We start from the raw sequence: 21,954 nt of genomic DNA, 5'->3' as shown, positions 1-21,954 counted from the left end.
CGTGCTGCGCGTCGCGGACAACCACGCGCACGCGCTGTTCGTGTCGCAGCACCCGCAGGTGCGCGAAGCGGTCGAAGCCGCGCTGCCGAAGCTGCGCGAGGCAATGGAAGCAGGCGGGCTCGGGCTCGGCAGCGCGACCGTCAGCGACGGCGGCTTCGCTTCGCAGCAGCAGAACCCGCAACAGACCTTCGCCGGCGGCCAGTCGTCGCGGCGCGGAAGCGGCGGATCGTCAGCCGCCGATGCACCGCTCGACGCTGCGCAATCCGCACCGGCCGCCGCGAGCGTGAGCCGCGCCGGCCTCGTCGATACGTTTGCCTGAGCATGACCCGGTGCACGCCGCTCAGCGGCCGTGCACCGCCGCGGCTGCCTCGCCGCGCGGCGCCGCGCCCTTGCGCGTGGCAACGATGAAGTCCGCCGCGCGTTCGCCGATCATCACCGACGGCGCATTCGTGTTCCCGCCGACCAGCGTCGGCATCACCGACGCATCCACCACGCGCAACCCTTCGACGCCGCGCACACGCAGTTGCGGATCGACGACCGCGCGCGCATCCGAACCCATCCGGCAGGTACCGACCGGGTGATAGATCGTGTCGGCATGCTCGACGATCGTCTTGCGCAGCTCCGCTTCGCTCTGGTCCGCCCGCGTGTACAGCTCGTGCCCGCCCTGCGACGCGAGCGGCGCCTGCGACAGGATCTTGCGCATCGCCTGCGTGCCGCGCACGAGCAGGTCGAGATCGCGCGCATCGCTGAAGAAGCGCGGATCGATCAGCGGTGCGTCGCGCGCATCGCTGCTCGCGAGCGCCACCGTGCCGCGGCTGAACGGCCGCAGCGCGCACACGTGCAGCGAATAGCCGAAGCCCCAGTGCATCTTGCGGTTGTGGTCGTCTACCAGCGCGGTGCAGAAATGCAGCTGCAGGTCGGGACGCTCGAGCGACGGATCGCTCTTGATGAAGCCGCCGGCCTCCGCGACGTTGCTCGTCATCATCCCGGTGCGGCTCGAGAAATAGCGCGCGAGCGCAGGCGTCATCTTCGCGATCCCGCGCAGGCATACGCCGACCAGTTCCGACGAATTCACACGCGTATTGATGATGAAGTCGATATGGTCGATCAGGTTCGTGCCGACGTCCGGCGCATCCTGCACGACCGCGATCCCGTGCCGGCGCAGTTGCTCCGCCGGGCCGATCCCCGAACACATCAGCAGTTGCGGCGAATTGAACGCACCGGCCGACAGGATCACTTCCGCGCGCGCGTCGAGCGTCTCGACGCGCCCGTTGCGCGCGACCGCGACGCCGGCCGCACGCTTGCCGTCGAACGCCACACGCAGCACCGTCGCATCGGTGATTACGTGCAGGTTCGGCCGGTTGCGGCCGTAGATGTACGCGCGTGCAACGCTGCAGCGCGAGCCGTCGCGGTGCGTGACCTGATAGAAGCCGACGCCTTCCTGCGTCGCGCCGTTGAAGTCGTCGTTCAGCGGATAGCCGGCCGCGTGCGCGGCCTGGATGAATCGTTCGGAGAACGGATTGCGAAAGCGCAGATCCGACACCGTGAGCGGGCCGTCCGCGCCGTGCCACGCATCGGCGCCGCGCGCGTTGCCTTCCGCGCGGCGGAAATACGGCAGCACGTCCTGCCAGCCCCAGCCCGTCGCGCCGAGCTGCGCCCATTCGTCGTAGTCGCCCGGGTGGCCGCGCGTGTAGATCATCGCGTTGATCGCGCTCGAGCCGCCCATCCCGCGCCCGCGCGGCTGGTAGCCGCGCCGGCCGCCGAGGCCCGGCTGCGGCACCGTCTCGTAGCCGTAGTTCGTGCCGAGCTTGAACGGCACCAGCGCCGCGATGCCGACCGGCATGTTGACGAGCAGGTTGCGCTCCGTATGCGAGCCGGCCTCGATCAGCGCGATCGTCGCATCGGGGCAGGCATCGGCGAGACGGCCTGCCAGGCTCGACCCGCCCGAACCGCCGCCGACGATGATGTAGTCGTATTGCATGTCACGTCTCCGTCGTGTCATGGAAGGCCGCCACGCGACCGCGTCCCCTCTTGTAATGTTCGGGCATTGTAGGAATGGCCGTCGCGCGCGCGGCGCGCGGATTCAAGAGCGATTCCTCTAAACGCCCGCGTGAACTAAATTTAAGATGTATCGATTCGCTTTGCGCGACGCACCGGCCACGAGAAGCCGATCCGTCGCGAAACGGGAGTGACGACGATGCAGCGCCAGGTTCTGCAGGCCGCGTGTCGACCGGGTTGTCCGGATGCGATGCGCGCAGCCCGCATTTCATTTCAAACGATTGCCCGCGCGGAGAGGCTCGGCGTCATGCGCGCAGTCGATCGAAATCGAACGGCACGTGTCGTCGCCGACCGTTTGGACGGTTGGCCGCCGCAGCGGCACGATGCGCCGCGGCATGATGTGACGGACCTGTCGCACTGCCCTGCTTCGGAGCGCCGGCGGGTAGTCGGGCAGCCGCGTCGCGAGCCCGGCAACAGTCGCATAGCGCCACCTGCACATGCGCATCGACACGATTTCCGGATGCGCACACCGTCGCGCGGATGCGACGCCCGCTGCACGCTTCAACCCGTTTTCGAGCACACGTCGCATCCGGCCCCGCGCCGCGCGACGCGCACCACCCCGATCCGCGTCGCCGCGCTCGCCGAGCGTGCGCGTGCGGCGTGACGGCCGGCCGACCAGCCAAGCCCAACTGGAGGAGACGACATGAAGAACGACCTGCCCGAACTGGCCCCGCAAGCACCGCCGTCGGTCGACGCGCTGACGGCGCTGCTGCGCGACCAGCGCGCGGCCTACCTGCGCGCACCGTACCCGGCGTGGGAAACACGCGTGCAGCACCTGCGCGCGCTGCGCACGATGCTGATCGACCATGCGGATGCGCTCGCCGAAGCGATCAGCGCCGATTTCGGTCATCGCGCGAAGCAGGAAGTGCTGCTGTCGGAAATCTGGATGGCGAAGGAAGAGATCGACGACGCGCTCAAGCACGGCAAGCGCTGGATGAAGCCGATCCGCAAGCCGATGAACAAGTGGCTGCGCCCGGCGCGCGCGAAGGTGATTCCGCAGCCGCTCGGCGTGGTCGGCATCGTCGTGCCGTGGAACTACCCGGTGCTGCTCGCGGCCGGCCCGCTGATCTGCGCGCTCGCCGCCGGCAACCGCGCAATCATCAAGATGTCCGAACTGACGCCGCGCACGTCGGCGCTGTTCGAGCAGCTGATTGCCAAGACCTTCACGCGCGACCACGTCGCGGTCGTAAACGGCGATGCGGAAGTGGGCGCCGCGTTCAGCGGGCTGCCGTTCGATCATCTGCTGTTTACCGGCTCGACGCACGTCGGCCGCCACGTGATGCGCGCGGCCGCCGACAACCTCACGCCCGTCACGCTCGAACTCGGCGGCAAGTCGCCGGCGATCGTCGGCCCGAACGCGCGCTTCGATGCCGCCGTCGACGCGATCGTCGCGGGCAAGACGCTGAACGCGGGCCAGACCTGCATCGCGCCCGACTATGTGCTGCTGCCGCGCGGAATGGAAGCGGCGTTCATCGAGCGCGCGCGGGCGCGCTTCGCGAAGATGTACCCCGACCTGTCGGCCAACGGCGACTACACGACGATCGTGTCGCCGCGCCACTACGCGCGGCTGCAGCAACTCGCGAGCGACGCGCAGGCGGCCGGTGCGCAGCTGCATCCGCTGTCCGACGCGCGATCCGATCCCGCATCGCGCCGCTTCGTGCCGTGTGCGGTCACGCAGGTGCCGGCCGCGTCGCAACTGATGCAGGAGGAAATCTTCGGGCCGCTGCTGCCGCTCGTGCCGTACGAACGGCTCGACGAAGCGATCGCGTACGTGAATGCGCGCCCGCGTCCGCTCGCGCTCTACCTGTTCGACGAGGACGGCGGCACGATCGACCGCGTGATGCACGAAACGATCTCGGGCGGCGTGTCGATCAACGAAACGCTGATGCACATCGCGTGCGGCAGTTTGCCGTTCGGCGGTGTCGGGGCGAGCGGCATGGGCGCGTATCACGGCTACGACGGCTTCGTGACGTTCTCGAAGATGAAGCCGGTGCTCACGCAGGCGCGCCTGAACGCGCGCAACCTGCTCGCGCCGCCGTACGGCAAGCGCTTCGCCGCGCTGATCAAGCTGATGCTGAAGTTCTGAGCGAAACGGGCCGCGCGCATCGCGCCGCGGCCCGCACGGGCATGCCGCGCGGCGCGGGTGCCGCGTGCGCCGTCACACGGGCCAGAGCGGCCCTTCCTGCATCGCGCCGATCTGCTCGCGCAATTCGAGCACGCGCGCCTCCCAGTAACGATGCGTGTTGAACCACGGGAACGCGGCCGGAAAGGCGGGATCGTCCCAGCGCCGCGCGAGCCACGCCGCGTAGTGGATCAGCCGCAGCGTGCGCAGCGCTTCGACGAGATGCAGCTCGCGCGGTTCGAATTCGCAGAAATCCTCATAGCCGGCCAGCAGGTCCGCCAGCGCGCGCGACGCGCCTTCGCGATCGCCCGGCAGCAGCAGCCACAGATCCTGGATCGCGGGCGCCATCCGGCTGTCGTCGAAGTCGACGAAGTGCGGGCCGGCATCGGTCCACAGCACGTTGCTCGGATGACAGTCGCCGTGCGTGCGCAGCAGGCGGATTTCGCCCGCGCGCGCGAACGCGGCCTCGACGCCTTCGAGCGCAAGCGTCACGGCCGTCTCGTACGCGGGCCGTACGTCATCCGGAATGAAATCGTGCGCGAGCAGGTAGTCGCGCGGCTCGTAGCCGAACGTATTGATGTCGAGCACGGGGCGCGCGACATACGGCTGCGTCGCGCCGACCGCATGGATCCGGCCGATGAAGCGGCCAAGCCATTCGAGCGTGTCGCGGCGATCGAGATCGGGCGCGCGGCCGCCGCGCCGCTCGAAGATCGAGAAGCGGAAACCGTCGAACCCGTGCAGCGTGCGGCCGTCGAATGCGCGCGCGGGCACCGCCGGAATCTCGCGCGCGACGAGTTCGGCGACGAACGCGTGCTCTTCGAGGATCGCTTCGTCCGACCAGCGTGCCGGACGGTAGAACTTCGCGACGACCGGCGGGCCGTCTTCGATACCGACCTGATAGACGCGGTTTTCGTAGCTGTTGAGCGCGAGCAGGCGCCCGTCGGTGCGCAGGCCGGCCGGTATCAACACGCTGTCGAGCGCATCGAGCACGCATTCGGGCGTGAGTCCGGCGAACGGCGGGCCGGCGGGAGAAGCGGGAGCGGAAGTGACGTCTTTCATGCCCCGCATTGTGCCGCCAGCCGGGCCGAAAGACGAGCGCCCGGTGCGGCCTATGCGCTTAGTGAAGCGCCGCGCCGGCTGGCAGCACGGATTCGCCGGTGTCGATCAGGTCCTCGAGAAAGAACGGCTCGGTGTTGAGTTCCTTCGACTCGCCCGGTACGCCCGCGTACCAGGTCACCATGGCCATGTCGCCCAGGATGCGCTGGACGATGCCGCGGGCGCCCTTCGGCACCGCGATATGGGTAGTGCAGACAATCGACCCGACATGCATGATGGTTCCCCACTCTTGAATCTTGAAACCCGGCTCGCTGACGAGCCGGCAAATGCACGATCCGCGCGCTCTCGTCGGAGCGTTGCGCGTAATCCCATTGTTCACGGTTTATCGAAGCGCGAAAAGAAGAAGAAGCGGGCGAAGTGCCGCGAATTCGTCGAATGTCTCCAATCAACCACTGCGCCGGGCCGACGCTTGCCTGCCCGGTTACCCCCATCATACCCTGTCGAATGTGACTGCCCGCCTAATCCGCGGTATCGCCCCGGCGCGCACCTGACGCACGCCATGTACGCATCGTGGGTCCGATGCCGGGTCGCCAGGCAATTTCGTGCGACCGTGGTGGCCGAACCACGCGACACCTTCATCACCTTCCCCCTGCATCGAACGCGCCCAGCGCAGCGACTGTTGCGCACGCACCGCCCTCCTCCCTTCGTCATGCGACGTCACCGACAGGTGTTGCGCCCGATGCCGGCCTTGCGGTACCTTTGATGCTCATTCGCGTTCAAGCGCATTTCGATACGATGCATCCGCTCACGTCCGCCCTTGCCCAATCCCGGCCGCAGTTCGACTCGCGGCCGCAGGCGTGCGCGCATCCGTCGGTCCTTCCTCCTCCTGTCGCACCGCCGCTCGTCGGCGCCGCGCCGCCCCCTCCGGCGGCACGCGCCGGCTGACCAGCCGGCTTCCGTTTCGTCTTCCATTCGCCCGCAGGCTCGCATTCGTGCGTCATGACGCACGGCGTGTTGCTGCGCGCGCGGATGGAACGTTCCGATCCGTTCGACAGGTGGATTCACATGGTTTCGTTCAAACGCGCGCTTGCCGCGCATGGAGCGACGTCGCTCTTCGTGCTGCTGTGGAGCAGCGGCGCGATCTTCGCTGAACTCGGTCTGCGTCACGCGTCCGCGTTCGTCTTTCTCACCGCACGCTTCGCACTGGCATCGCTCGTGCTGCTCGGGCTGGCCTTCATGCGCAAACGCTGGCTGCCGCCGCGCGGCGAACGGCGCATGGCCGCACTGACCGGCTTGCTGATGATGGGCGGCTATTCGATCTTCTACCTGCTCGCGCTCGAACGCGGGATCGCGCCGGGCGTGCTCGCGACGATCCTCGGCGTGCAGCCGATCCTCACGCTCGCGATCGTCGAGCGGCGCTGGCAGCCGGTGCGCCTCGCGGGGCTCGCGCTGTCGCTGGCCGGCCTCGCGCTGGTCGTGTTCCGCGGCATAGGAGGCGGCGGCCTGTCGCTGGCGGGCATCGCGTGCGCGCTCACCGCGCTCGTCGCGCTGACCGCCGGCTCGCTGCTGCAAAAGCGCGTACGTGCGGCGCCCGCCGACGTGCTGCCGCTGCAGAATGCGATCGGCCTTGCGCTATGCGTGGCGATCGCGCCGTTCCGGCCGGTGTCGTTCGACATGAGCTGGGCATTCGTGATCCCGCTGCTGTGGCTCGGCATCGTGATTTCGGTGATCGCGCAACTGCTGTTCTACCGGTTGATGCAGCGCGGCGACCTCGTCAACGTGACGAGCCTGTTCTATCTCGTGCCCGTCGTCACCACGCTGATGGATGCCGTGTGGCTCGGCAACCGGCCCGAGCCACTCGCGCTCGCCGGCATGGGCGTGATCCTCGCGGGGCTCGCGCTCGTGTTCCGCGCGCCGGCCGCCCGCGTGCAACCCGATCGCGCATGAGCGGACGTGCCGCCGTGCCTGCGGGTGCGGCGGCACGCATCGGACACATACGACGAATCCGCAAAAATCGAAAGGGACGGGAAAGATGCGTGCAAGGCATTCGTCGAATTCGCGGGAAAAATGCGCGATTCGCAGGGCTTTCCGCTGATTTTTTAATGGTTCGGATAGCGAAAAGCGGTGCCGGTTGCCTATACTCGAACTGACCGCCCCGCTCGCAATCGGGTCGGACCAACACTAGAAACACCCGGCATGGGGCCGAAGCAAGCGCCAAAGCGCCAACTCCGGTCGACACTGGAGACACGCATGACCACCTACTTCACGATCGGCGACTTCATCCTGTTGATTCCGATGGCGCTGGCCGGAGCGCTATTTCTCGGCGCGGTGCCGTGTGCAACCGAATTCCGCCACAACCTGCTGCGCGTGCTGGGCGTCATCCTCGGCGTCGGCGTCGCGGTATTGCTCGTCGAAGGCCTGCCCGCGCTGATCTAGCGGCGCACCACCCGTGCGTGACGTGCATCGCTGCATTGCAGCGATGCGACGTGCTGCGCGCAAGCCATTGATACGGCACGCGATGTTTCGCATGCCGTATCGACTGCCGGTCAGATCGCCTGATCGGTGGACGGCTTTTCCCACAGATTGATGCCACCTTCCGTTGCGTAACGATCGATCTCCGCGAGCTCCTCCGCCGAGAATTCGAGATTCTTCAGCGCGCCGACGTTTTCACGCACCTGCTCCGCACGGCTCGCGCCGATCAGCGCGGACGTTACGCGGCCGTTGCGCAATACCCATGCGAGCGCCATCTGCGCGAGGCTCTGCCCGCGCCGCTCAGCGATCGCGTTGAGCTTGCGCACTTGTTCGAGGTTGTCCGCGCTCAGGTGATCCTGCTTCAGCGACCCGCCGCCCGGCTTGTTCACGCGCGCGTCGGCCGGCACGCCGTTCAGGTACTTCGACGTGAGCAGCCCCTGTGCGAGCGGCGTGAACGCAATGCTGCCCGTGCCGATCTCGTCGAGCGTGCCGAGCAGTTCGGTTTCGACCCAGCGGTTCAGCAGGTTGTACGACGGCTGGTGGATCAGCAGCGGCACCTTGTACTGCGCGAGCAGCTCGGCCATCTCGCGCGTCTTCGCCGCCGAATACGACGAAATGCCGATGTAGAGCGCCTTGCCCTGCTGCACGGCCGACGCGAGCGCGCCCGCCGTTTCCTCGAGCGGCGTGTGCGCGTCGAAGCGGTGCGAGTAGAAGATGTCGACGTAGTCGAGCCCCATCCGCTGCAGGCTCTGGTCGAGGCTCGCGAGCACGTACTTGCGCGACCCGCCGCCGCTGCCGTACGGCCCCGGCCACATGTCCCAGCCGGCCTTCGTCGAGATCAGCAGCTCGTCGCGATACGGCCGGAAATCCTCCTTCAGCAGCCGGCCGAAGTTGGTTTCGGCGCTGCCGTACGGCGGCCCGTAGTTGTTCGCGAGATCGAAGTGGTTGATGCCGAGGTCGAACGCGGTGCGCAGGATGTCGCGCTGCGTCGAGATCGGCGTCGAGTCGCCGAAGTTGTGCCACAGGCCGAGCGACAACGCGGGCAGTTTGAGCCCGGATTTGCCGCAGGTGCGGTATTGCATGTCGGCATAACGTTCGGAAGCTGCTTCGTAGGCCATGAGTCGGTTCCGTCAGGACATCGGGAAAAGGGACGCGCGCCGGCCGCGCACACGGCGCGGCGGCGGCGAAGGAGTCATACGACGACTATGGTATCGAAAGCGGCCGGAACGCGCTTGGCGGCACGGCAATGGACGCGGCCGCGGACGTCGCCTACACTGCGGCGTCTCGAATCACCGTTTCAGCGAGGTTGGTATGTCCCGGGTCATCTCGGTTGCACTGCTCGTCGGCGGCGTCGTGCTGCTGTATTTCGGCGGCCAGTCGTTCCATTCGATCAACGACAACATGTCGCGCTTCTTCACCGGCTCGCCCGCGACGAAGACGATCCTGCTGATCGCAGGCGGCGCCGTCGCATCGTTCATCGGCCTGATCGGCCTCGCGATGCCGGGCGGCAAGCGCTGAGCGCGCCGCCGCGCGACATACGAACGGCCCGCGTCGCACGGCTCGGGCCGCGTCAAACGAAACGGGCGGCCAGGCCGCCCGTTGCTTCAAACGCCCGCGATGCGCCGCATCGCGTGACCGCCGCGGTGTCGCCGCCCGTCCGATCCGAACCTAGAACTGCACTTCCGGCTTCGACGCCGAGCGCGTGCCGGGCACCGGCCGGTTGCTCGCGCCGTGGTACGTGTACACGAGCGAGAACTTCACCTGGTCGGAACGGTTCTGCCCGGCCGAATGCAGCGTGTTGCTGTGGAAGAACACGACGTCGCCCGTCTGCAGCGACGGGCACGTGGCCGCATCGATCATCTCCCGGTTCGCCGGCAGGTCGCTGCGGAAGAACTTCGCATTGTCGAACGCTTCAGGCCCGAATTCGGCCGTATGCGACCCCGGCACGAGCCACAGTGCGCCGTTCTCGTTCGTTTCCGGCCCGAGCGCGAGCCACACCGACACCATGTCCGGGCGCTCGAACGACCAGTAGCGGAAATCGCGATGCCAGCCGGTCAGGCTGCCGTACGCGGGGTGCTTCGTCATCATGCAGTTGTGATGCGCGCGCGACAGCACGGGTTCTTCGCCGAAATACGCGCGCATCCACGCACCGATCTCAGGTGCGATCGCGCGCTCGGCGAACGCCGGATCGCGCGAGTAAGCGTCGAGCAGCCGCCGCACCGTATGGCCGCCCGGCGCATGCTTGGACTCGGGCGCGCCCGGGTAACGCAGGTCCGCCTCGAACTCGATCGGTTCGGCCGCCTCCCGCAACTGGCGCTCCGCGATCTGCCTGAGCGCCGCGCACTGCTCCGCGCCGACGAGGTCACGCGCGACGACGAAGCCGCGCTCGCGCAATTCCGCGACTTGCGCGCGGATCGATTCCGACTGCAATGGAGACGACATGGGATGCCAGACGCTTATTGTGTGAATGTGACGATTGTAAATCGGCGCCGGATGCCGCGAACAGCGCCATTGTCGTGCGCAGGGGCATGCCAATCGCGGATTTGATCAGGCTCAAGGGAACTGTGCGGCGCAGCGCTGGCCTCACCGACAGGCGGTATGCGGCACACGCCTTGTGGCACAAGGGTTTATCGCGACTTTTGCCCGTCATGAATCCCCTGTAGCCTGTCGCGGCCTGTCAATTCTGGCGGGCGCGGCGCGCAGCGAGTTTCGATAAGATCCGTTGCGCAATCCGAGGCCGTTCATACCAGTGCGCTCTCAAGGGCGCCATCCATACAAGCGAAGCATCGTTCACATGCCATTCCGTCTGACTTCCCGTCTCAGCCGCGCCGCAAAGCGCGTCGTGCCGCCCGCTCCTGCCCGCTCGCTGCGCCATCACCGCGCACGCACGCAGGCGCTGGCCGGACATACGCCCGCACATAGCCGGCTGGACGGCATCCGTGCGTGGTTCCACGCATTTTTCTCGATGATGAGCGCGCAGGCGTTCTCGCGCCGCGCTGGCCTGCGCTCGCTGCTGCAGAAGCCGTCGTCGCTGCGCGCGCTCGCGCTACGCCGCACGCTCGGGCCGCAGCGGCGCGTCAACCGTCCGCGCCGCCTCGCGGCCAGCAACGGCTGGTTCGGGTTCGGTGCGCGCTGAGCGTATGCCGGCGGGCACCGCGCGCGACGATCGCCGTCGCGCTGTTGCCCGCGCTGTTGCCTGATTGCTCCGGCGATCGGAACCCATAAAAAAACCCCGGCTAGCCGGGGTTTTTCATGTCGGGCGAACGACGCTTACGCGACGCGTGCCGTCGGCTCGACGCCGGCCGCTTCGGCCAGGGCGAGCGCCTTGTCGGTCGCTTCCCACGAGAATTCCGGCTCTTCGCGGCCGAAGTGGCCGTAAGCAGCGGTCTTCTCGTAGATCGGGCGCAGCAGGTCGAGCATCTTGATGATGCCCTTCGGACGCAGGTCGAAATGCTCGCGCACGAGCTTCGTGATCACCGCATCCGACACGCGGCCCGTGCCGAACGTGTTGACCATCACCGAGGTCGGCTCGGCCACGCCGATCGCGTACGACACCTGGATCAGCGCGCGCGACGCGAGGCCGGCGGCGACGATGTTCTTCGCGACGTAGCGGCCTGCGTACGCAGCCGAACGGTCGACCTTCGACGGATCCTTGCCCGAGAACGCGCCGCCGCCGTGCGGTGCGGCACCGCCGTAGGTATCGACGATGATCTTGCGGCCGGTCAGGCCGCAGTCGCCCTGCGGGCCGCCGATCACGAACCGGCCGGTCGGGTTCACCAGGAACTTGATGTCGCCCTTGATCAGGTCGGCCGGCAGCGTCGGCTTGATGATTTCCTCGATCACGGCTTCGCGCAGCGCGGGCAGTTCGATGTCCGGTGCGTGCTGCGTCGACAGCACGACGGTGTCGATCGAATGCGGCTTGCCGTCGACGTAGCGGACCGTCACCTGCGACTTCGCGTCCGGGCGCAGCCATTGCAGGCGGCCATCGCGGCGCAGGCTGGCCTGGCGCTCGACGAGGCGGTGCGACAGGTAGATCGGCAGCGGCATCAGTTCCGGCGTTTCATCGCACGCGTAACCGAACATCAGACCCTGGTCGCCCGCGCCTTGATCGAGGTTGTCGTCGTGGGCGCGATCGACGCCCTGGGCGATGTCCGGCGACTGCTTGTCGTATGCGACGAGCACCGCGCAACCCTTGTAGTCGATGCCGTAGTCGGTGTTGTCGTAGCCGATGCGCTTGATCGTGTCGCGCGCGATCTGGATGTAGTCGATGTTGGCCGTCGTGGTGATTTCACCGGCCAGAACGACGAGACCCGTGTTGCACAGCGTTTCCGCCGCAACACGGGAATACTTGTCCTGCTCGAGGATGGCGTCGAGGATCGCGTCCGAGATTTGGTCCGCGACTTTGTCCGGATGGCCTTCGGAGACGGATTCGGACGTGAAGAGATAATCGTTTGCCACTTTTTCAGGCTCCTGTGTGGTTACGGTTGGTTTCACGTAGCCAGCTTCGTTGGGCCTGAAGCGGCGACGCTTTAGCGGATTACCAGGACCGGGCAGCGCGTGTGACGCTAACCGGCTTCGCCCCGCAAGTTGTCAGTTAACTCGGCGAAGCCCGTATTATAGCGGCTTTCCTGAATTGTCACAGAGCGCCGCCCGTGCTGCATCTTCCGCTGTCTCACCACCCTGTTCGCAATGCGCCGGCCAGCCGGTTCCACGGAGGTTTCGCATGCTAGGCCGTCTAGCCACGCACCTCGCCATTGGCTTGCTGAAACTGCTCGCCCTGCTGCCGTACGGCCTGACCGCACGGTTCGGCGATGGTCTCGGCTGGCTGCTCTACAAGATCCCCAGCCGGCGAAAGCGCATCGTACACACCAATCTGAAACTCTGCTTCCCGGATTGGAGCGGCGAGCGGCGCGAGGAAGTCGCCGGGCAGCATTTCCGCCATGCGATCCGCAGCTACGTCGAGCGCAGCGTGCAGTGGTTCGGCTCGGAGAAAAAGCTCGCGAAGCTGATCCAGGTCGACAGCGCGGTCGACCTGGACGATCCGGACCTGCCGCCGACGCTGTTCCTCGGCCTGCATTTCGTCGGCATCGAGGCCGGCTCGATCTGGCTGAATCGTTCGTTGCACCGCCGCTGCGGGTCGCTCTACCAGCCGTTCTCGAATGCGGTGCTCGAGGAAGAGGCGAAGAAGGCGCGCGGGCGTTTCGACGCCGAGATGGTCGGCCGCGCGGACAGCGCGCGCGTCGTGCTGCGCTGGCTGCGCGACCGCAAGCCGGTGATGCTCGGCGCCGACATGGACTACGGGCTGCGCAATTCGACGTTCGTCCCGTTCTTCGGCGTGCCCGCCTGCACGCTGACGGCGGTCGGCCGGCTTGCGAAGACGGGCCGCGCGCAGGTCGTGCCGTTCATCGGCGAGGTGCTGCCGAACTACAAGGGCTACCGTCTGAAGGTATTCAAGCCGTGGGATCACTACCCGACCGGCGACGACGATCTCGACGCGCGGCGGATGAACGAATTCCTCGAGGAACAGATCCCGCTGTTGCCCGAGCAATACTATTGGGTTCACAAGCGCTTCAAGACACGCCCGGCCGGCGAGCCGAGCCTGTACTGACCCTTTCGGGCGACACCTGCGGGGCGCACTTTCAAGTGCGCGCCTGCACGCTCTCCACCTTCGGCACGCCCGCCGGAGATCGTTGGCCGCCTAGCGCACGAGCCACCGCTCCGCACTGCCGCCCCCCGCACCACCAGTCGACCGGCCGGTGAACGCTACGCCGCCCCCGCCCCCGCCCGCGCAGGACGCCCCTGTCGGCTGCATGTATCATTTGCGGTTGAGATCAGCACGACGAACGAGGCCGCCCGGCATGGCGCGGCGTCGCGCGAGCCGCGCTGACCGCCTTGTTCGCCATGGAAATCCGGACCCAGTGAAACTCTCGTTCACCAAGATGCACGGCGCGGGCAACGACTTCGTCGTGCTCGACGGCTATTCGCGCGCGTTGCCGCCGCTCACCGAAGCGCAGGTGCGTGCGCTCGCCAACCGCCACTTCGGCATCGGCGCCGACCAGTTGCTGCTCGTCGAGAAACCGACCGTCGACGGCGTGGATTTCAAGTACCGGATCTTCAATTGCGACGGCGGCGAAGTCGAACACTGCGGCAACGGCGCGCGCTGCTTCGTGAAGTTCGTCAGCGACCGCGGCCTGACCGACAAGCGCAGCGTGCGCGTGCAGGTGATGAAGGGCCTGATCACGCTGACGATGCAGGACAACGGCGAAGTCGTCGTCGACATGGGCGCGCCCGTGTTCGCGCCGGCGCAGGTGCCGTTCGACGCAGCCGGCCTCGACGGCCGCACCGAGGGCCGCGACACGCTGTGGCCGCTCGACGTCGGCGGCGCGACGCGCTGGATCTCGACGGTGTCGATGGGCAATCCGCACGCGGTGCAGATCGTCGACGACGCCGAAGCCTATCCGGTGCTCGAGGAAGGCCCGCTGATCGAGCATCACGCGCGCTTCCCGGAGCGCGTGAACGCCGGCTTCATGCAGATCGTGTCGCGCAGCGAAGTGCAGCTGCGCGTGTACGAACGCGCGGCGGGCGAGACGCTCGCGTGCGGCACCGGCGCGTGCGCGGCGGTGGCGGCCGGCATCCGGCGCGGCCTGCTCGATTCGCCGGTGACCGTGCACACGCACGGCGGCACGCTGACGATCAACTGGGACGGCGCGCGCGACGAAGCCGCCGCGCTGATGATGGCCGGGCCCGCCACGACCGTGTTCGAAGGCGAGATCGACCTGCCTGCCTGACCCTGCAACGTCCTTGATAACTGAACGCTCCAGCCACATGAACGATCGCGAAGTCGCCGACTACCTGCTCGCCAATCCTGAATTCTTCGCGCAGCACGCCGAACTGCTCGCGACGATCCGTCTCGCGAACCCGCACGGCAAGGCCGCGATCTCGCTGCAGGAGCGGCAGATGGAGATGCTGCGCGACAAGAACAAGCATCTCGAGCGCCGGCTCGCCGAGCTCGTGCGCTACGGCCACGAGAACGACAGCCTGTCCGCGAAGTTCAGCCGCTGGACCGCGCGCGTGATCGCGGAACGCGATCCGTACGCGCTGCCGCGCACGATCGCCGACGGCATCGCCGAAGTATTCGACGTGCCGCAGACGGCGCTGCGCGTGTGGGACGTCGCCGACACCTACTCGCAGGCCGATTTCGCGCGCCAGGTCGGCGAGGAAGTGCGCCTGTTCACGAACGGCCTGTCGACGCCGTACTGCGGTGCGAACACGGGCTTCGAAGCCGCGCAGTGGCTCGCGCCCGTGGTCGCCGCGTCGGCCGCGAATGCGGCGGAAGGCACGGAAGCCGCGCCGCCGGCCGGCGACGGCTCGGCCACATCGGTCGCGTTGCTCGCGCTGCGCGCGCCGCTCGCAGGCGCCGATGTGCCCGCGTTCGGCCTGCTCGTGCTGGGTTCGCCCGACCCGCGCCGCTTCCACGACGGGATGGCCACCGACTTCCTCGCGCAGATCGCGACGCTCGCGAGCGCCGCGCTCACGCGCCTGCTGCCGCACTGATCCTTCCGCACGCGATGACAGACGATCCGGTTGCCGCCTACCTGTCGAACCTGAAGCACGTCAGGCAGCTGTCGGAACACACGCTGCGCGGATACACGCACGAACTCGACGAGCTGAAGAAGCTCGCGGGCGGCCGGCCGCTCGAAGCGCTGACGGCCGCCGACATGCGTGGCGCGGTCGCGCGCGCGCATTCGGGCGGGCTGTCCGCCCGGTCGATCTCGCACCGGCTGTCTGCGTGGCGCGCGTTCTACCGCTGGCTCGCCCAGCGCATCGAGATGCCCGCGAACCCGGTCGCCGCGGTGCGCGCGCCGAAACGCGCGAAGACCTTGCCGAAGGCGCTGTCGGTCGACGATGCATCGGCATTGATGGACGCGCCGCTCGCCGGCACGACCGAAGGCATCCGCGATCACGCGATCCTCGAGCTGTTCTATTCGTCGGGGCTGCGCCTCGCCGAGCTGATCGGGCTCGACGTCATGTACACGCAGGCCGACGGCTACCGGTCGGCCGGCTGGCTCGACCTCGCCGAAGCCGAAGTCACCGTGCGCGGCAAGGGCAACAAGGAACGCAAGGTGCCGGTCGGCCGCAAGGCGATCGATGCGCTGAACGCGTGGCTCGCGGTGCGCGGCGAATTCGTGAAGCACGATCCGCATCCGCTGTTCGTGTCCGTGCGCGGCAACCGGATGTCGCCGGGTGTCGTGCGCGAGCGCGTGAAGCGCGCGGCGCTCACCGCGGGCATTCCCGCCAACGTCCATCCGCACGTGCTGCGCCACTCGTTCGCGACGCACGTGCTGCAATCGAGCGGCGACCTGCGCGCGGTGCAGGAACTGCTCGGCCACGCGAGCGTCTCCGCGACGCAGGTCTATACGTCGCTCGACTTCCAGCATCTCGCGAAGATTTACGACAGCGCGCATCCGCGCGCGAAGAAGCGCGACTGACGCGCGTCCCGTGTTACCCGCCGCGCGCGGCGACCGGCCACGGTCGGCTTCGCGCACGGCCCATTTCGATCTCATCATGCAAACCGTCACCCTCAAGCCGTCCAAGGAAAAATCGCTGCTGCGCCGCCATCCGTGGATCTACGCCAATGCGATCGACCGCGTCGACGGCAAGCCCGCGCCCGGCGCGACCGTGATCGTGCGTGCGCACGACGGCCGCTTCCTTGCGCGCGGCGCGTACAGCCCGCAATCGCAGATCCGCGTGCGCGTGTGGAGCTTCGACGAGAACGAGCCGATCGACCATGCATTCTTCAAGCGCCGTGTGCAGCGCGCGGTCGCGCACCGCACGACGATGGTGTCGGGCACGGGCGCGGTGCGGCTCGTGTTCGGCGAAGCCGACGGGCTGCCGGGGCTGATCGTCGACTACTACGTCGCGGACACCGCCGAAGCCGGCGCGGCGCCGCGCGGCCAGCTCGTCTGCCAGTTCATGGCCGCCGGTGTCGAGGCGTGGAAGGACGCGATCGTGAAGGCGCTCGTCGGCGCGACGGACTGCCCGAACGTCTACGAGCGCTCGGACGTGTCGATCCGCGACAAGGAAGGGCTCGAACAGACCACCGGCGTGCTGGCCGGCGATGCACCGCCCGCGACGCTGATCTCGAACGAAAACGGCGTGCGCTATCACGTCGACGTGCCGAACGGCCACAAGACGGGCTTCTACGTCGACCAGCGCGACAACCGCGCACTGGTCGCGCAGTACGCGGCCGATCGCGACGTGCTGAACTGTTTCTGCTACACGGGCGGCTTTTCGCTCGCCGCGCTCAAGGGCGGCGCGAAGCGTGTCGTGTCGATCGACTCGTCGGGCGATGCGCTCGCACTTGCGCAGCAGAACGTCGTCGCCAACGGCTTCGACGCCGAACGCGCGACCTGGCTCGACGCCGACGCATTCAAGACGCTGCGCCGCCTCGTCGACGAAGGCGAGCGTTTCGACCTGATCGTGCTCGATCCGCCGAAGTTCGCGCCGACCCGCGACAGCGTCGATCGCGCGGCGCGCGCGTACAAGGACATCAACCTGAGCGGCTTCAAGCTGCTGCGCCCGGGCGGCCTGCTGTTCACGTACTCGTGCTCGGGCGCGATCGACATGGACCTGTTCCAGAAGATCGTCGCGGGCGCGGCCGCCGATGCGAAGGTCGACGCGCGCATCCTGAAGCGGCTCGGCGCGGGCGTCGATCACCCGCTGCTCGCCGCGTTCCCGGAAGGCGAATATCTGAAGGGCCTGCTGTTGCAAATCGTCTGATCGCCCCGATCTACGCGCGTAACCGTCCGCCGGCCGCGGCCTTGGCACCCGGCGGATTCGCACTCCCGCCTGTCGTCCGGACGACGGGCGAGGGCTTGACAGGTATGTTTCAATGGATGGTTGTGCGCCCCGGCTGGCAACGCCCCGGGGCGCGACGCACATCCTGGTTTTGACCCCGATTCACGAACCACAGGCGATTGACATGGCCACTCCCGTCACCATCCTCACCGGCTTCCTCGGCAGCGGCAAGACGACGCTGCTCAAGCGCATCCTGAACGAACAGCACGGCATGAAGATCGCCGTGATCGAGAACGAGTTCGGCGAAGAGAACATCGACAACGAAATCCTCATCCAGGATTCGAACGAGCAGATCATCCAGATGAGCAACGGCTGCATCTGCTGCACGATCCGCGGCGACCTCGCGCGCACGCTCGGCGATCTCGCCGCGAAGAAGCGCGAAGGCAAGCTCGACTTCGACCGCATCGTGATCGAAACCACCGGCCTCGCGAACCCGGGCCCGGTCGCGCAAACCTTCTTCATCGACAGCGAGATCGCCGACGACTTCCTGCTCGACGCGGTCATCACGCTGGTCGACGCGAAGCACGCGGACGCGCAGCTCGACGAGCACGAAGTCGTGCAGCGCCAGGTCGGTTTCGCCGATCGCCTGTTCATCACGAAGTCGGATCTGGTCGACGACCAGACGGTGGCCGACCTGAAGCACCGCCTGATGCACATGAACCCGAAGGCCGCGATCAAGGTCGTGAATTTCGGCGAAGCCGACATCAAGGAAATCTTCGACCTGCGCGGCTTCAACCTGAACGCGAAGCTCGAGATCGACCCCGACTTCCTCGCCGAAGACGATCACGCGCATCACCACCACGATCACGACCATGATCACGATCACGATCACGCCAGTTGCGACCACGATCACGGTCAATGCGCGCACGATCACGACCACGGCCACCACCATCATCACCATGCGCACCACGACGACAAGATCAAGTCGTTCGTGTACCGCAACGACCGCCCGTTCGACCCGAACAAGCTGGAGGACTTCCTCGGCGGCATCCTGCAGATCTACGGCGAGCGGATGCTGCGCTACAAGGGCGTGCTGTACATGAAGGGCGTCGACCGCAAGGTCGTGTTCCAGGGCGTGCACCAGATGATGGGCAGCGACCTCGCCTCGAAGTGGCTGCCGGTCGAGAAGAAGACGAACAAGATGGTGTTCATCGGCGTCGATCTGCCGCAGGACCTGATCACCGACGGCCTCGACGCCTGCCTCGCCTGACGCGCGCGGGCAACCGCCGCACACGCCGCCGCGCGGCCGCCCCCCAGGCGGCTGCGGCCGCCGCGGAGCGCCCTTTTCGGGCAGGGTTTCGCCGTCATCGCTTTTTCGCGATTTGCGCGTTATATTTTCTAGATATTGGCGCAGCCGACGGGGATCGACCCGATACGGCGCCCGCTTGCGATTCAGTTACAATACGTGCCCGCTGGAGTACGGCAACAAACAGGCCCGGTTCTTGCTGAACCAGTTTTCCGGGCATCGCAACCGCGCCGGATCGCCCATCCGCCTCCCGGCCGCGGCCGATGCGATGTGCCGCGCAGCACACCGGTTCGCAGCGCGCGCAACTTCGCGCCAGGCCTATCCTGGTATTTGAGAACCGGTTTTCCAGAGGCTTTCGGCCCCGCGGCGGCAAATCGCAAATGATTGCAAGCGCGGTTGCGGGTAATCCCAAAGTGCAGGCAATATCTCTCGATTTGCCGCACATTGAAGAAGCAAGCAGATGACGAAGAAACTCTTGACCGAAGCCGAAATCCTGAAGATGAGCGACAAGGATTACATGAATGAGGATCAGCTCGCCTTCTTCAAAAATCGGCTCGAACAGTTGCAGGCGGACATCCTCAAGAATGCAGGCCAGACGACCGAGAACCTGCGCGAGACGGTGATCGTGCCCGATCCCGCCGATCGCGCGACGATCGAGGAAGAGCACGCGCTCGAGCTGCGTACGCGCGATCGCGAACGCAAGCTCCTCAAGAAGGTTCAGCAGTCGCTCGCCCGCATCGATTCCGGCGATTACGGCTGGTGTGAGGAAACCGGCGAGCCGATCGGCATTCCGCGCCTGCTCGCGCGTCCGACCGCCACGCTGTCGCTCGAGGCGCAGGAGCGCCGCGAGCTGCGCCAGAAGCTGTTCGGCGACTGATCGAGCGGCGTTCCGCTCAGACACGCTGCTTCCCGAAAGCGCGCGGCCTGCCGCGCGCTTTTTGTTTTCCCGGCGCCGCCTCCCGCACCGGCGCCCGGCCGCCGATTCGCCGCCCCGCCTCTTGATATCCCGTCGCCCGCCCTAAAATGAAACGGACGCGCGCCGGGCCGCTTCCCGGCGCACTGCGAGATTTACGCGGCGGCGCCCCGCGCCCCCGCCTTCCCCCGTTTTTCTCAAGGAACGCAGATGGAGCAATTTCACGGCACGACCATCGTTTCGGTCCGGCGCGGCGACAAGGTCGCGCTCGGCGGCGACGGCCAGGTAACCCTCGGCAACATCGTCATGAAGGGTGGCGCGCGGAAAGTGCGGCGGATCTACAACAACCAGGTGCTGGTCGGATTCGCGGGCGGCACCGCCGATGCGTTCTCGCTGCTCGACCGCTTCGAGGCGAAGCTCGAGAAGCACCAGGGCAACCTGACCCGTGCGGCCGTCGAGCTCGCGAAGGACTGGCGCACCGACCGGATGCTGCGCCGCCTCGAGGCGATGCTGATCACGGCCGATGCCACCACCACGCTCGTCATCACCGGCAACGGCGACGTGCTCGACCCCGAAGGCGGCATCTGCGCGATCGGCTCGGGCGGTGCGTATGCGCAGGCCGCGGCCCGCGCGCTCGCGGAGAACACCGAGCTGTCGCCGCGCGAGATCGTCGAGAAGTCGCTCGAAATCGCCGGCGACATGTGCATCTACACGAACCACAACCGCATCATCGAAACGATCGAGTAAGGACAGCCCCATGAGCACCATGACCCCTGCCGAGATCGTCTCGGAACTCGACAAGCACATCATCGGCCAGGCAAAGGCAAAGAAGGCCGTCGCGGTCGCGCTGCGCAACCGCTGGCGCCGCCAGCAGGTCGCCGACCCGCTGCGCCAGGAAATCACGCCGAAGAACATCCTGATGATCGGGCCGACGGGTGTCGGCAAGACCGAAATCGCGCGCCGCCTCGCGAAGCTCGCCGACGCACCGTTCATCAAGATCGAAGCGACCAAGTTCACCGAAGTCGGCTACGTCGGCCGCGACGTCGACAGCATCGTGCGCGACCTGATCGAGATCTCGGTCAAGCAGACGCGCGAAACCGAGATGCGCAAGGTGCGCAGCAAGGCGACCGACCAGGCGGAAGACCGCATCCTCGACATCCTGCTGCCGCAACCGCGCGCAGTGGGCTTCGGCGGCAACGCCGAACACGCGAACGACGACAACAACGCGACGCGCCAGACGTTCCGCAAGCGCCTGCGCGAAGGCCAGCTCGACGACAAGGAAGTCGAGCTCGACCTCGAGCAGCCGTCGGCCGGCATGGACATCATGGCGCCGCCGGGGATGGAAGAGATGACCGAGCAGATCCGCTCGATGTTCTCGAACCTCGGCAGCGGCAAGAAGCAGCGCCGCAAGGTGAAGATCAAGGAAGCGCTGAAGCTGCTGACCGACGAGGAAGCGGCGAAGATGCTCAACGAAGAGGAAGTGAAGACGAAGGCCGTGCAGAATGTCGAGCAGAACGGCATCGTGTTCCTCGACGAGATCGACAAGATCACGTCGCGCAACAACGAAGGCAGCGGCGGCGAAGTGTCGCGCCAGGGCGTGCAGCGCGACCTGCTGCCGCTCGTCGAAGGCACGACGGTCAACACGAAGTACGGGATGGTGAAGACCGATCACATCCTGTTCATCGCGAGCGGCGCGTTCCACCTCGCGAAGCCGAGCGACCTGATTCCCGAACTGCAGGGCCGCTTCCCGATCCGCGTCGAGCTCGACTCGCTGTCGGTGAACGATTTCGAAGCGATCCTCGTCGCGACCGACGCAAGCCTCGTCAAGCAGTACCAGGCGCTGCTCGCGACCGAAGACGTGCAGCTCGAATTCGCCGACGACGGCATCCGCCGCCTCGCGGAAATCGCCTATGCGGTTAACGAGAAGACCGAGAACATCGGTGCGCGCCGGCTGTACACGGTGATCGAGAGGCTGCTCGAAGAAGTGTCGTTCTCGGCCGGCAACCATGCCGGCGAGCGCGTGACGATCGACGCGAAGTATGTCGACCGCGCACTCGGCGAAGTGTCGCAGGACGAAGACCTGTCGCGCTACGTGCTGTAACGCGCGCGGCGGCGAATGCGAAACGGGCGGCCTGGCGGGCCGCCCGTTTTCGTTGGTACGTTGGCCGACCGACAGCCATGCGCCGCCTGTCCGCCTGCGCGATCGCGCGTCGCATCCCGCGGCACGCG

22 protein-coding genes are annotated in these 21,954 nt (G+C 67.0%); 16 read left to right on the top strand and 6 right to left on the bottom strand.

Annotated elements, in window-relative coordinates; translation table 11 throughout:
- Positions 1-319: flagellar hook-length control protein FliK (locus G3N64_RS23240; protein WP_205786000.1), on the top strand; the 319-nt coding region annotated here is incomplete at its 5' end.
- Between the two features lie 21 nt (positions 320-340).
- Here the strand turns inward: G3N64_RS23240 and G3N64_RS23235 are convergent.
- Positions 341-1,981: a GMC family oxidoreductase N-terminal domain-containing protein gene (locus G3N64_RS23235; RefSeq protein ID WP_205785999.1), complete on the bottom strand. Its 1,641-nt coding sequence runs from the start codon at positions 1,979-1,981 to the stop codon at positions 341-343.
- 537 nt (positions 1,982-2,518) lie between these two features.
- Between G3N64_RS23235 and G3N64_RS23230 the strand changes: the two genes are divergently transcribed.
- Entirely contained in the window at positions 2,519-2,662 is a 144-nt protein-coding gene (locus G3N64_RS23230; protein ID WP_205785998.1) for a hypothetical protein, read from the top strand.
- A 39-nt stretch (positions 2,663-2,701) separates the two neighbouring features.
- Positions 2,702-4,144, top strand: a complete 1,443-nt coding sequence (locus G3N64_RS23225) for a coniferyl aldehyde dehydrogenase (RefSeq protein ID WP_205785997.1) — start codon at positions 2,702-2,704, stop codon at positions 4,142-4,144.
- Positions 4,145-4,216: 72 nt separating this feature from the next.
- Here the strand turns inward: G3N64_RS23225 and G3N64_RS23220 are convergent, their stop codons facing one another.
- Together G3N64_RS23220 and G3N64_RS23215 are read right to left on the bottom strand one after the other, a co-directional pair.
- Positions 4,217-5,248, bottom strand: coding sequence for a serine/threonine protein kinase (locus G3N64_RS23220; RefSeq protein ID WP_205785996.1), 1,032 nt, complete (start codon positions 5,246-5,248; stop codon positions 4,217-4,219).
- Between the two features lie 49 nt (positions 5,249-5,297).
- Entirely contained in the window at positions 5,298-5,510 is a 213-nt protein-coding gene (locus tag G3N64_RS23215; protein ID WP_004198969.1) for a hypothetical protein, read from the bottom strand.
- 791 nt (positions 5,511-6,301) lie between these two features.
- Here G3N64_RS23215 and G3N64_RS23210 point away from each other — a divergent pair.
- Positions 6,302-7,183, top strand: coding sequence for a DMT family transporter (locus G3N64_RS23210; RefSeq protein WP_205785995.1), 882 nt, complete (start codon positions 6,302-6,304; stop codon positions 7,181-7,183).
- A 303-nt stretch (positions 7,184-7,486) separates the two neighbouring features.
- On the top strand, positions 7,487-7,672 hold the full coding sequence (locus G3N64_RS23205; RefSeq protein ID WP_011353526.1) for a hypothetical protein: 186 nt from the start codon (positions 7,487-7,489) through the stop codon (positions 7,670-7,672).
- Between the two features lie 110 nt (positions 7,673-7,782).
- On the opposite strand, the gene mgrA is transcribed toward G3N64_RS23205, so the two are convergent.
- A complete protein-coding gene (gene mgrA / locus G3N64_RS23200) occupies positions 7,783-8,826 on the bottom strand; it encodes an L-glyceraldehyde 3-phosphate reductase (RefSeq protein ID WP_205785994.1) in 1,044 nt (347 codons plus the stop codon).
- Between the two features lie 193 nt (positions 8,827-9,019).
- Here mgrA and G3N64_RS23195 point away from each other — a divergent pair, with 193 nt between their 5' ends.
- The gene (locus G3N64_RS23195; RefSeq protein ID WP_205785993.1) at positions 9,020-9,226 is read left to right on the top strand and encodes a DUF3185 family protein; all 207 of its coding nucleotides are present in this window, start codon (positions 9,020-9,022) and stop codon (positions 9,224-9,226) included.
- Positions 9,227-9,376: 150 nt separating this feature from the next.
- On the opposite strand, the gene G3N64_RS23190 is transcribed toward G3N64_RS23195, so the two are convergent.
- Complete coding sequence (locus tag G3N64_RS23190; protein ID WP_205785992.1) at positions 9,377-10,150, bottom strand: phytanoyl-CoA dioxygenase family protein; 774 nt, start codon at positions 10,148-10,150, stop codon at positions 9,377-9,379.
- A 352-nt stretch (positions 10,151-10,502) separates the two neighbouring features.
- On the opposite strand from G3N64_RS23190, the gene G3N64_RS23185 reads away from it, so the two are divergent.
- Positions 10,503-10,844, top strand: a complete 342-nt coding sequence (locus tag G3N64_RS23185) for a hypothetical protein (RefSeq protein ID WP_205785991.1) — start codon at positions 10,503-10,505, stop codon at positions 10,842-10,844.
- Between the two features lie 134 nt (positions 10,845-10,978).
- Here the strand turns inward: G3N64_RS23185 and metK are convergent, their stop codons facing one another.
- Complete coding sequence (gene metK / locus G3N64_RS23180; RefSeq protein ID WP_011353531.1) at positions 10,979-12,166, bottom strand: methionine adenosyltransferase; 1,188 nt, start codon at positions 12,164-12,166, stop codon at positions 10,979-10,981.
- A 265-nt stretch (positions 12,167-12,431) separates the two neighbouring features.
- Between metK and lpxL the strand changes: the two genes are divergently transcribed.
- The 9 genes from lpxL to hslU all read left to right on the top strand — a co-directional run bounded on the left by lpxL (position 12,432) and on the right by hslU (position 21,826).
- Positions 12,432-13,316, top strand: coding sequence for a lauroyl acyltransferase LpxL (lpxL, locus tag G3N64_RS23175; RefSeq protein ID WP_205785990.1), 885 nt, complete (start codon positions 12,432-12,434; stop codon positions 13,314-13,316).
- A 310-nt stretch (positions 13,317-13,626) separates the two neighbouring features.
- Complete coding sequence (dapF, locus tag G3N64_RS23170) at positions 13,627-14,496, top strand: diaminopimelate epimerase (protein WP_205785989.1); 870 nt, start codon at positions 13,627-13,629, stop codon at positions 14,494-14,496.
- 37 nt (positions 14,497-14,533) lie between these two features.
- Complete coding sequence (locus tag G3N64_RS23165) at positions 14,534-15,262, top strand: DUF484 family protein (protein ID WP_205785988.1); 729 nt, start codon at positions 14,534-14,536, stop codon at positions 15,260-15,262.
- A gap of 14 nt (positions 15,263-15,276) precedes the next feature.
- Positions 15,277-16,197, top strand: coding sequence for a tyrosine recombinase XerC (gene xerC, locus G3N64_RS23160; protein ID WP_205785987.1), 921 nt, complete (start codon positions 15,277-15,279; stop codon positions 16,195-16,197).
- 76 nt (positions 16,198-16,273) lie between these two features.
- Positions 16,274-17,488 (top strand): class I SAM-dependent rRNA methyltransferase, encoded by a 1,215-nt coding sequence (locus tag G3N64_RS23155; RefSeq protein WP_069249126.1) that lies wholly within the window; start codon positions 16,274-16,276, stop codon positions 17,486-17,488.
- 202 nt (positions 17,489-17,690) lie between these two features.
- The gene (locus tag G3N64_RS23150) at positions 17,691-18,776 is read left to right on the top strand and encodes a GTP-binding protein (protein ID WP_205785986.1); all 1,086 of its coding nucleotides are present in this window, start codon (positions 17,691-17,693) and stop codon (positions 18,774-18,776) included.
- A gap of 496 nt (positions 18,777-19,272) precedes the next feature.
- Positions 19,273-19,689: an RNA polymerase-binding protein DksA gene (gene dksA, locus G3N64_RS23145; RefSeq protein WP_006477498.1), complete on the top strand. Its 417-nt coding sequence runs from the start codon at positions 19,273-19,275 to the stop codon at positions 19,687-19,689.
- A gap of 246 nt (positions 19,690-19,935) precedes the next feature.
- Complete coding sequence (hslV, locus tag G3N64_RS23140) at positions 19,936-20,472, top strand: ATP-dependent protease subunit HslV (protein ID WP_006760749.1); 537 nt, start codon at positions 19,936-19,938, stop codon at positions 20,470-20,472.
- Positions 20,473-20,482: 10 nt separating this feature from the next.
- A complete protein-coding gene (gene hslU, locus G3N64_RS23135; RefSeq protein WP_205785985.1) occupies positions 20,483-21,826 on the top strand; it encodes an ATP-dependent protease ATPase subunit HslU in 1,344 nt (447 codons plus the stop codon).
- Positions 21,827-21,954: the final 128 nt, after the last annotated feature.

This window comes from Burkholderia sp. Ac-20344, assembly GCF_017104975.1.
Taxonomy (GTDB): Bacteria; Pseudomonadota; Gammaproteobacteria; order Burkholderiales; family Burkholderiaceae; genus Burkholderia.
The sequence above is the reverse complement of the archived record's forward strand: the minus strand, read 5'-3'. Positions and strand labels throughout refer to the sequence as shown.